This window comes from Brevundimonas sp. UBA7534, assembly GCF_002479325.1.
Classification (GTDB): Bacteria; Pseudomonadota; Alphaproteobacteria; order Caulobacterales; family Caulobacteraceae; genus Brevundimonas.
The window spans coordinates 1-9,829 of the sequence record NZ_DLMO01000067.1 but is presented as its reverse complement, the minus strand read 5'-3'; the positions used below and the strand labels follow the sequence as shown (position 1 = coordinate 9,829).

Genomic DNA, 9,829 nt, shown 5'->3' with positions numbered 1-9,829 from the left:
ATCTCAGGCCCTCGCCTAGGAGGGGCGAACCATGTCCGACGTCATCGCCCAACCGACCTTCGAACCGCCCGCCGACGCCTTGGCCTTCTACGAGGAGAGCCTGAAGCTGCTGAAGGAGTCGGGCATTCCCTTCCTGCTGTCGGGGACCTACGCCGTCACCGCCTACACCGGCATCCGCCGGCCGACCAAGGACCTGGACGTCTTCTGCAAGCCCGGCGACTACCCGCGCATCCTGGCCTTCTTCCAGGCCCGTGGGTACCGCACCGATGTCGAGGACGAACGCTGGATCGCCAAGGTCTGGAAGGACGAAAAGCATTTCTTCGACGTGATCTTCGCCATGTCCAACGGCACCATCGCCGTGTCCGACAGCTGGTTCAGCGAGGATGCGATCACCGTTTACGGCCATCAGGTGAAGATCACGCCCCCGACCGCGCTGATCCTGTCCAAGGTCTTCATCCAGGACCGCTACCGCTACGACGGGGCGGACGTAAATCACGTCATCCTGAAGCAGTCGGACGCCATCGACTGGAAGTCGCTGCTGGACCAGATGGACCTGTACTGGGAGGTGCTGGCCTCGCACCTGCTGAACTTCCGCTTCGCCTATCCGACCGAGCGCGACCGGGTGCCGCGCTGGCTCATGGAGGAGCTGACCGAGCGTCTCCAGGCCCAGATCGACCTGCCGCCGCCGCGCGTGAAGGTCTGCCGCGGCCGGCTGTTCAGCCCGCGTGACTATGTCGCCGACGTCGCCGAGTGGGGCTTCGGCGACGTGGTCGGCAAGGGGCTGGAGGAACGCCACGATCCGGTAAACTGAAGGAGAAGGAGCGCGACGGATGGCCCAGACGCCCAATGACGCCCAGACGCCCCAGCCGGGTCTGGAGCCCGGACCCGGCAAGAAGATGCGCGTCGCCGCGGTCGGCGACCTGCACGTGGGCGAAACGTCCGAAAGGGCTTACCGCGACCTGTTCGAACGGGTGGCGGACGACGCCGACGTGCTGTGCCTGTGCGGCGACCTGACCAACTACGGCAAGACCGGCGAGGTCGAGCGGCTGCTGGAGGACCTCAGGCTGTGCAAGATTCCGATGGTCGGCGTCCTGGGCAACCACGAGCACGAATGCGGCCAGCCCGACCATGTGGTCCAGATGCTGTGCGACGCGGGCGTGAAGATGCTGACGGGTCAGGCCTATGAGATCGACGGCGTCGGCTTCGCCGGCGGCAAGGGTTTCGTCGGCGGTTTCGGCCGCTACATGCTGTCCTCCTTCGGCGAGGACTCCATCAAGCGCTTCGTGCAGGAGGCGGTGGAGGACGCCAATCTGATCGAGAATTCGATCCGGATGCTGCGCACCGAACGCTCGGTGGTGCTGCTGCACTATGCGCCGGTGGTCGAGACGGTGATTGGCGAACCGCCGGAAATCCACGCCTTCCTGGGCTCGTCCCGGCTGGCGGAGACCATAGACCGCTACGACAACGTCAGCCTGGTCGTGCACGGCCATGCCCATCGCGGCGGACCCGAGGGGCGCACCCATCGCGGCGTGCCGGTCTATAACGTCGCCCTGCCGGTGCTCCGAACCCTGGGCGATGTTCCCTACCGGGTGTTCGAGGTCTGACGCCCAGTGGGGTCAGCGCCGGTCCGCGTTCAGATCAGGCCCTGGGCGCGGGCGTCGCTTTCCAGCCCGTCTCGGAAGGCCGGGTCGGCCAGGGCGATCAGGGCGCGCGCCCGTTGGCTGGTCGACAGGCCCTTCAGATCGGCCCAGCCGTGTTCGGTCACGACGATGTGGGTGTCGTTGCGCGGGGTCGTCACCGGGCCGTCCAGCCGAGCGACGATGCGTGAGGCCGCGCCCCTGGCCGCGGTCGAATGGCAGGCGATGATCGACTTGCCCCCTTCCGAAGCGTAGGCGCCGCGCACGAAGTCCAGTTGGCCTCCGGCGGCGGTGAACTGGCGCCCGTTCAGATATTCCGAGCAGCAGGCGCCCGACAGATCGATCTGCAGGGTGGCGTTGACCGAGATCATCCGCGCATTGCGTGCGATCACCGCCGGATCGTTGACGTAGGAGACGGGGTGCGCCTCCATCGCGCGGTTTCCGTCCAGGAAGCCGTAGGTGTTGCGGTCGCCCATCGAGAAGGCGAAGACGCCGACGCCCGGGTGCAGGGTCTTGCTGGCGTGGTTCGCCACGCCCGCCTGCATCAGCTCGACCAAGCCGGGGGTCAGCATCTCGGTATGGACGCCCAGGTCGCGATGGTCCCTCAGGGCGTCGCATACGGCGTTGGGCAGGGCGCCGATGCCCATCTGCAGGGTGGCGCCGTCCTCGACCAGGCCAGCGATGATCTGGCCGATGGCGCGGTCGGCCGGCTGGGGCTGGGCCTTGGGGACTTCCAGCAAGGGGGCCGCGTGCTCCACCACCGCCGTCACGCGCGAGACATGGACCGTGCAGTCGCCGAACACGCGCGGCATATGCGGATTGACCTCGACCAGGATCGTCCGCGCCATGTCCGATACGGGCTTGGCGTAGTCGGTGTTCGTGCCGAAGGAGAAATAGCCGTCCTCGTCCATCGGCGAGACGGTGCAGATCAGGGTGTCGACCCCGACCTCGTCGCACAGGACGCGCGGCGACTGCTGGAAGCCGGTGGGGATGAACTGGACCGGATTGGGTCGGCCTTCCTCGGCGGCGCGCTGCTCCAGCCGCCGCTCGACGGCGCTGTGGAACAGGCTCCAGGGCCGGATGCGATCCATCAGGTCGTAGCGCAGCACCGTCTCGCCCGCGATCGCGGTGCTGAGCAGATAGTAGAGGTTGACGTCCTCGACCTCGCCGCGTTCGGCCCGCGCGGCCAGGGCCGCCAGCAGCGCCGGGGGCTGGGACACGCCCAGGCCCATCGCCGCCTTGCAGCCCGAACGCACCAGGCGAGCCGCCGCCTCGGCGATCATCAGGCGTTCGGCGTAGAGGGCTTTGGCGTCCATGGCGATCTCCGGCGATGACGACAGGGCTTATGCGCCGAAGCGAGGTCGCGCCGCCTAGACTTTCGTCGGATCGGGGGCGGGGTCCAGGGGCGAGGGCGCATCCTGAAGCGGGGCGTGGCGCGCCTTCTGGAAGCGGGCGGCGGCATGGGCGATCAGCCACAGGACCATGGCCCAGGCGGCCCCGACGGCCCAGCCGGCGAACACGTCCGAAGCCCAGTGCGCGCCGAGATAGACGCGGGTCAGGCCGACCAGCATGGCCAGGACCACGCCGACGCCAAGCACGAACAGCTTGAACCGGCGACGCGGAAAGGCCTGGGTCAGCATCACCGCCACGCTCAGGTAGAAGACGGTGGACAGCAGGGCGTGGCCCGAGGGGAAGCTGGCGTTGATCGTCTCGACCGCCTGGGCCGCGACCGGCGGGCGTTCGCGCTCGAATACCGCCTTGAGCCCTTCGCTCAGGCCGACGCCGCCCGCGAGGCCCGCGATCAGCATCACCGAGGACAGCCATTTCCGTTGGCTGAGCAGGAACAGGATCACGATCAGGGCGAACAGGCCCAGCACCGAAATGCCGCCCAGAGACGTGATGTCGGCCGCCGCCTCCTTCAGCCACCAGGGCCCCCACGGGCGGCCGGGGTCGTCGGCATAGGGGCGCATCCAGGCCAGGACCTGCTGATCGAAGGCCTGACCGTCCGCCTCGGTCATGTCGTCGGCCACCTCGGCGAAGGTCATCACGCCGATCGCGGTCACCATCAGCGCCGCCAGGACCGCGAACTCGGCGCGGGCCAGCGTCAGGGCGCGGACGAAAAATCGGCGAGCGTGATCCAGGGTCATGGCCTGCGAACGGTCAAGCTGGACGCCGCGTTCCCCAGTCGCCGCGATCACGCGTTCGTGAACGCATTGGCGCCGAAGGGTTCCTGGCTTGAAAAGGCGGTTTTCCCCAGCCCTCGGAGGGTTGTCCGACTGATTCGCTCACAAAGTGATCGTCAAGCCCGTTGACGGGTCGTTAGCCATCTGCGCCCCATATGTGGGTTGGGAACGCGCTGCGGCCACTAGATGATGTGGTCGGGGTGCGGGTGGCATCACACGGATTTTGTTCAGGGCAATGACGGTCATGGCTGGCGGCGAGGCATTGAAGACGACGGAATTCCAAGGCGTTGCGGCGACGCCGACGCCTGAACGGCCCCACCTGACGGTGGTGAAGTCGGTGCAGGTGGACCGCTCGCGCGACGCCCTCCTGACCGATTTCGGCAAGAAGACGCTGGAAGACCGCTATCTGCTGCCGGGCGAAAGCTATCAGGACATGTTCGCCCGCGTCTCGACCGCCTTCTCGGACGACGCCGATCACGCCCAGCGCCTTTACGACTACATGAGCCGCCTGTGGTTCATGCCGGCGACGCCTGTGCTGTCGAACGGCGGCGCGGATCGCGGCCTGCCGATCTCCTGCTTCCTGAACGCCGTCGGCGACTCGCTGGACGGCATCCAGAACGTCTGGAACGAGAACGTCGCCCTGGCCTCCAACGGCGGCGGCATCGGCACCTATTGGGGCGGTGTCCGCTCCATCGGCGAGAAGGTGAAGGGCGCGGGCAAGACCTCGGGCATCATCCCCTTCATCCGCGTGATGGACAGCCTGACCCTGGCGATTTCGCAAGGCTCGCTGCGTCGCGGTTCGGCCGCCGTCTACCTGGACATCCACCACCCGGAGATCGAGGAGTTCCTGGAGATCCGCAAACCGTCGGGCGATTTCAACCGTCGCTCGCTGAACCTGCACCACGGCGTCAACATCACCGACGAATTCATGGAGGCGGTGAAGGTCGGCGCGACCTTCGAGCTGAAGTCGCCCAAGACCGGCGAGGTCATGAAGACCGTCGACGCCCGCTCGCTGTGGACCAAGCTGCTCGATATCCGGATGCAGACCGGCGAGCCGTACATGATCTTCTCCGACACGGTGAACCGCCAGCTGGCGCCGCACCAGCGCGACCTGGGCCTGAAGGTCAAGCAGTCGAACCTGTGCGCCGAGATCATGCTGCACACCGGCCGCGACCACCTGGGCGTGGACCGCACCGCCGTCTGCTGCCTGTCGTCGGTCAACGCCGAGACCTTCCTGGAATGGCGCGAGGAGCCGCGTTTCGTCGAGGACGTGATGCGTTTCCTGGACAACGTTCTGGAAGACTTCATCCGCCGCGCCCCGCCGTCGATGGCCGCCGCCGTCTATTCTGCCAAGCGCGAGCGTTCGGTGGGCCTGGGCCTGATGGGCTTCCACTCCTTCCTGCAGTCGCAGGGCGTGGCCTTCGAAAGCGCCATGGCCAAGTCTTGGAACATGCGCCTGTTCAAGCACCTGCGCCGCGAGGCCGACAAGGCCAGCCGCCTGCTGGCCGAGGAGAAGGGCCCTTGCCTGGACGCCGAGGAGCGCGGCGTGATGGAGCGGTTCAGCCACAAGATGGCCATCGCCCCCACCGCTTCCATCTCGATCATCTGCGGCGGGACCAGCGCCGGCATCGAGCCGATCCCGGCCAACATCTACACCCACAAGACCCTGTCGGGCTCGTTCGCGGTCAAGAACCCCTATCTGGAGCGTCTGCTGGACGAGAAGGGCATCAACACCGAGGCGGTGTGGTCCTCCATCCTGGAGCACGAGGGCTCGGTCCAGCATATCGACGCCCTGAACGAGGACGAGAAGGGCGTGTTCAAGACCGCCTTCGAACTGGACCAGCGCTGGGTGGTCGAACTGGCCGCCGACCGCGCGCCGGAAATCTGCCAGGCCCAGTCGCTGAACCTGTTCATCCCCGGCGACGTCAACAAGTGGGACCTGCACATGCTGCACTGGTCGGCCTGGGAGCGGGGCGTGAAGTCGCTCTACTATCTGCGCTCCAAGTCGGTGCAGCGCGCCGCCTTCGCCGGCGCCGAGGACAAGAAGACCGACGAGATCGACCCCAACCAGCCTGATCTCTTCGCCATGCCCAAGACCGACTACGACGAATGCCTGGCCTGCCAATGAGGCCTGACTGATCCCGCCGATGGGGCCTCGCGAAAGCGGGGCCCTTTTCGCATGGGGAACCCGGCCCGCGCCCTCGACGTTCGAAAGCGTCAGTAAGGTGTCATGAAAATGGCCGTTGGACTCGCCGCCTGCACGGGTTAGGCTGTTCCGGCGGACGGACTGGGGAGACCGAATGCGTTTGGCGGCCGTGATCGTCGGGGTGGGAAGCGTGCTGGCGACGGCCGGCGCGGCCGATGCGCGCCAGCTGTGGGCGCCGAACGCCTTCGACGAAGCTCCCTCTCAGACCCTTCCGCTCCAGGCTGGCGATGTCGCCCAACTCGCCCATCAGGGATTCCGCGTCGCCTCCGTCGATGACGATTTCGGCGCGCCGCTGGACCTGCCCAGCGCCTTCCAGCCGGAGGATCGCTCCGGCCTGGTCGCCAGCACCCGCCGCGATGTCTGGATTCAGCGCGGCGCCTCCGCCGACCGGCTGACGCTGGAGACCGCCGGCCGCCTGCGCCGCGCCGACGGCGCGCCCGTGCCGGTGACGCCGGTCGATGCGGCGCGAATGGACCCGGAGGCCTATGACCTGCGATATGTGCGCGGCTTCTCGGGCGCGCGCGGCCGCACCGCCTCGGGCCTGGAGGTCAGCCTGACGCCTCACGCCGGCATCGGCGTGGGCAGCGAGGGCGGTTCGGCCGAGGCCGGCGCCACCCTCAAGATCGGCGAGGGGCTGGAACGTCTGGCCCCCGACGGGAGCCAGCGCTTCGGCGAGCGCCCGCGCTGGTATCTCTACGCCGCCGGTTCGGGGCGGGCCGTGGGCTACAACTTCGCCCGCACCCGCGACGGCGACTACGCCCGCTCGGGTTACACCAACGACCGCGGCTCCTTCCTGGGCGACGCCTCGATCGGCGTGGCCTATCGCCGGGGCGACATGCAGACCTCGCTGGGCGTGGTCTATCGCGAGATCGACGCCGGCAAGGGGCTGCGCGGCATGAGCGGCCTAGACACCGACGTGGACGAAGGCCTGATCGCCTTCCAGCTGTCTATCAAGCCACGCCGCTGATCCGCCTCAAAGCGAGGACGCGAAGCGTCTCCTGAATCGATCAGCCTTCAGCGGACCTCCGAAACCGCCACGCCCTCGCGCCGGGGATCCGCTCCGCCGTCCCAGCGTCCGTCACGCCAGATCGCCCCGTGCAGGCCAGAGGTCTCCGTGGCGTTGGGGCGAACCGCCATGCCCGCCTGGGCCAGGGCGGCCTTGATCTCGGGCGACAGCAACTGGGCGTCGGCGCCGACCATCTCGCCACGCACGACCAGATTGGGCAGGGCGACGGCCTCCTGCACCGGCAGGTCCCAGTCGATCACCCCCACCAGGGCCTTGGCCACATAGGCCAGGATGCTGGACCCGCCGGGCGAGCCGATCGCCCCGACCAGGTTGCCCTGGCGATCCAGGATCAACGTCGGCGTCATCGACGAGCGCGGCCGCTTGCCCGCCGCCACGGCGTTGGCCGCCGGATGGTCGCCCTGCATCGGCGTGAAGGAGAAGTCGGTCAGCTGGTTGTTCAGGAAGAACCCCCCCGCCATCCGGCCCGATCCGAAAATGCTTTCGACCGTGGTGGTCATGCTGACGGCGTTCCCCCAGGCGTCGACGACCACGAAGTGGCTGGTGCCGCCCGGCTCGGCGGTGGCGTCCGCGCCGACGGGCGGGGCGCCGGTCGGGCGGCCCGGTTCGACGGGCCCGTTCACGCTGGGAACCAGGGCGGCGCGCGCGGCGACATAGTCGGGATCCAGCAGGCCGGCGATCGGCACGCCGACGAAGTCCGTATCGCCGATGTAGCGGTCGCGGTCGGCGTACATCAGGCGCTGCAGCCGGCCGAAGGCGACCCAGGCCTCGGGGCTGTCGGGGCCCTTGTCCAGGTCCGGCGTCCGCTCGGCCATGGCCAGGAATTCCAGCACCGCCGCGCCGCTGGAGGGCGGCGGCGGCACGCACACCACATAGGCGCGATAGGGCCGGCACAGCGGATCGCGGCGCAGCGGGCGATAGGCGGAGATGTCGGCCGCGCTCAGCGCGCCCGGGCGAGGGTCTTCGGCCACCGTCGCGGCCACCGCCTGGCCCAGGGGGCCGCCATAGAGCACGCCCGGACCTTGGTCGGCCAGCATCCGCACCGTGCGGGCGTAGGCCGGGTTCTTCAGCACCTCGCCGGCCTGATAGCGGCCGCCGTCGGCCTTGGTGAAGTATTCGCTCGCCCAGCGCGTGCGGGCCTGGGGCGCGCGGCCGTTGATCATGCCGGCCAGGCGGGGGCTGACGACGAAGCCGTCGCGGGCCAGGCGCTCTGCGTCGCCGAACAGGTCGCGCCAGGCCAGCCGCCCGTGATCCTTCTGCGCCATCGCCAGCATGGCGACCGCCCCAGGCGCGCCGGTCGAGCGGCCCGACAGCACGGCGTCGATGAAGGGCAGGGGCTGGCCGTTTTCGTAGAACAGCTCCGGCGTGGCCGCGCTGGGTGCCGTCTCGCGACCGTCGTAGGCGGTGACCGCCCCGGTCGCGGCGTCGTAATGCATCAGGAAGGCGCCGCCCCCCAGGCCCGACGACTGCGGCTCGACCAGGCCCAGCACCGCCTGGATCGCCACGGCCGCGTCCACCGCCGATCCGCCGCGCCGCAGCACCGCCATGCCCGCCTCGGCCGCCAGGGGATTGGCGGCGGCGACGAAGGGGCCGCGCGCCGGCGTCGCGGCGGATGCGGCGACGGGTTTGGCCTGAGGGGGCGCGGCCGGGACGTTGGCGGCGTTGGTCTGGCACGCCGCCAACACCAGGGACAGCAGGGGCGCGGCAAGGCGGCGAAGGGGCTGGCGCATGGGAAACCGGACGCGATGACGGGAAGGATCCGTTCGACCTAGGCCGTCCCGTCCGACCCGCCAACCCCGCCCCGCAGAAAACTGTTCCGCGCCCGCTTGCATCCCCCCGCCCGAGCGGCTAAAGACGCCGCCTCGCCGCGAGGCGTGCGCACCCGTAGCTCAGCTGGATAGAGCATCAGACTACGAATCTGAGGGTCAGGAGTTCGAATCTCTTCGGGTGCGCCACTTCGGTTTTAAACCGAGAACTTCGCCAGCGGCGGCTTAACGTCCCCCATGACTAGACGCCAGAGCCCGCGCAAGCGGAGTCGGGCGCGATTTTTGGTGCTAGTCGGCCCACGGACGCGCAGATTCGCTCAACGGCTGCTGGCGCCTGCTTTTGTTTGTCAGTCGTGGGGCGGACTCTATCTATTTTTGGAGGTGTGCCAGGGGTGACGTCACCCAGCCTAACCAGCACATCGCGGACGGCGACGCCCGTGCCCCTGCATCCCCACACCTCTCCCGCTGTCAGCATTAGAACGAAGAGATTGCCGAGCGGGTGTGACGCATCGCTTTTTGCATGGATGCCTCGGGCGTCTGGCTCCTGGGGGCGTCAGGGCCTATATGGCGGTGCGATGAGCGATCATAGTCACGTCCGCCCCTGGCGCCATATCGAGCGCCGCAAGAGCCGGCAGATCCGGGTCGGATCCGTGCTCGTGGGCGGTGATGCGCCCATCAGCGTGCAGTCCATGACCAATACGCCGACGTCGGACGCGGCCGCGACGATCGACCAGATCCGCCAGCTTGAAGAGGCCGGCGCCGACATCGTGCGGGTGTCCTGCCCGGACGAGGAGTCGACGGCGGCGTTCCGCACCATCGCGCGCGAGGCCAAGGTCCCGCTGGTGGCCGACATCCACTTCCACTATCGGCGCGGCATCGAGGCGGCCGAGGCCGGCGCCGCCTGTCTGCGCATCAATCCGGGCAATATCGGCTCATCCGAACGGGTGCGCGAGGTGGTCCAGGCGGCCAAGGACCACGGTTGCTCCATGCGGATCGGCGTCAACGCCGGGTCG

8 protein-coding genes and 1 tRNA gene are annotated in these 9,829 nt (G+C 68.5%); 6 read left to right on the top strand and 3 right to left on the bottom strand.

The genetic code is table 11. The features are described 5' to 3' along the window. The first annotated feature begins 31 nt into the window (after nucleotides 1-31). Both B2U11_RS05185 and B2U11_RS05180 read left to right on the top strand, forming a co-directional pair. Nucleotides 32-811 carry a hypothetical protein gene (locus B2U11_RS05185; protein ID WP_292070381.1) on the top strand — a complete coding sequence of 260 codons (780 nt, stop codon included), beginning with the start codon at nucleotides 32-34 and terminating at the stop codon, nucleotides 809-811. A gap of 19 nt (nucleotides 812-830) precedes the next feature. Next, the gene (locus tag B2U11_RS05180; RefSeq protein WP_292070380.1) at nucleotides 831-1,604 is read left to right on the top strand and encodes a metallophosphoesterase family protein; all 774 of its coding nucleotides are present in this window, start codon (nucleotides 831-833) and stop codon (nucleotides 1,602-1,604) included. Between the two features lie 29 nt (nucleotides 1,605-1,633). On the opposite strand, the gene B2U11_RS05175 is transcribed toward B2U11_RS05180, so the two are convergent. Further along, on the bottom strand, nucleotides 1,634-2,953 hold the full coding sequence (locus tag B2U11_RS05175; protein WP_292070378.1) for an acetyl-CoA hydrolase/transferase family protein: 1,320 nt from the start codon (nucleotides 2,951-2,953) through the stop codon (nucleotides 1,634-1,636). A gap of 54 nt (nucleotides 2,954-3,007) precedes the next feature. Then, the gene (locus B2U11_RS05170) at nucleotides 3,008-3,784 is read right to left on the bottom strand and encodes a phosphatase PAP2 family protein (RefSeq protein WP_292070377.1); all 777 of its coding nucleotides are present in this window, start codon (nucleotides 3,782-3,784) and stop codon (nucleotides 3,008-3,010) included. 280 nt (nucleotides 3,785-4,064) lie between these two features. On the opposite strand from B2U11_RS05170, the gene B2U11_RS05165 reads away from it, so the two are divergent. Further along, a complete protein-coding gene (locus B2U11_RS05165; RefSeq protein ID WP_414632934.1) occupies nucleotides 4,065-5,948 on the top strand; it encodes a ribonucleoside-diphosphate reductase subunit alpha in 1,884 nt (627 codons plus the stop codon). Between the two features lie 172 nt (nucleotides 5,949-6,120). Further along, a complete protein-coding gene (locus tag B2U11_RS05160) occupies nucleotides 6,121-6,993 on the top strand; it encodes a lipid A-modifier LpxR family protein (RefSeq protein ID WP_292070373.1) in 873 nt (290 codons plus the stop codon). A gap of 47 nt (nucleotides 6,994-7,040) precedes the next feature. On the opposite strand, the gene B2U11_RS05155 is transcribed toward B2U11_RS05160, so the two are convergent. After that, on the bottom strand, nucleotides 7,041-8,780 hold the full coding sequence (locus B2U11_RS05155; RefSeq protein WP_292070372.1) for a gamma-glutamyltransferase family protein: 1,740 nt from the start codon (nucleotides 8,778-8,780) through the stop codon (nucleotides 7,041-7,043). A 148-nt stretch (nucleotides 8,781-8,928) separates the two neighbouring features. On the opposite strand from B2U11_RS05155, the gene B2U11_RS05150 reads away from it, so the two are divergent. Next, nucleotides 8,929-9,005: transfer RNA gene (locus tag B2U11_RS05150), tRNA-Arg, on the top strand. Nucleotides 9,006-9,391: 386 nt separating this feature from the next. Then, nucleotides 9,392-9,829: flavodoxin-dependent (E)-4-hydroxy-3-methylbut-2-enyl-diphosphate synthase (locus tag B2U11_RS05145; protein WP_292070371.1), on the top strand; the 438-nt coding region annotated here is incomplete at its 3' end.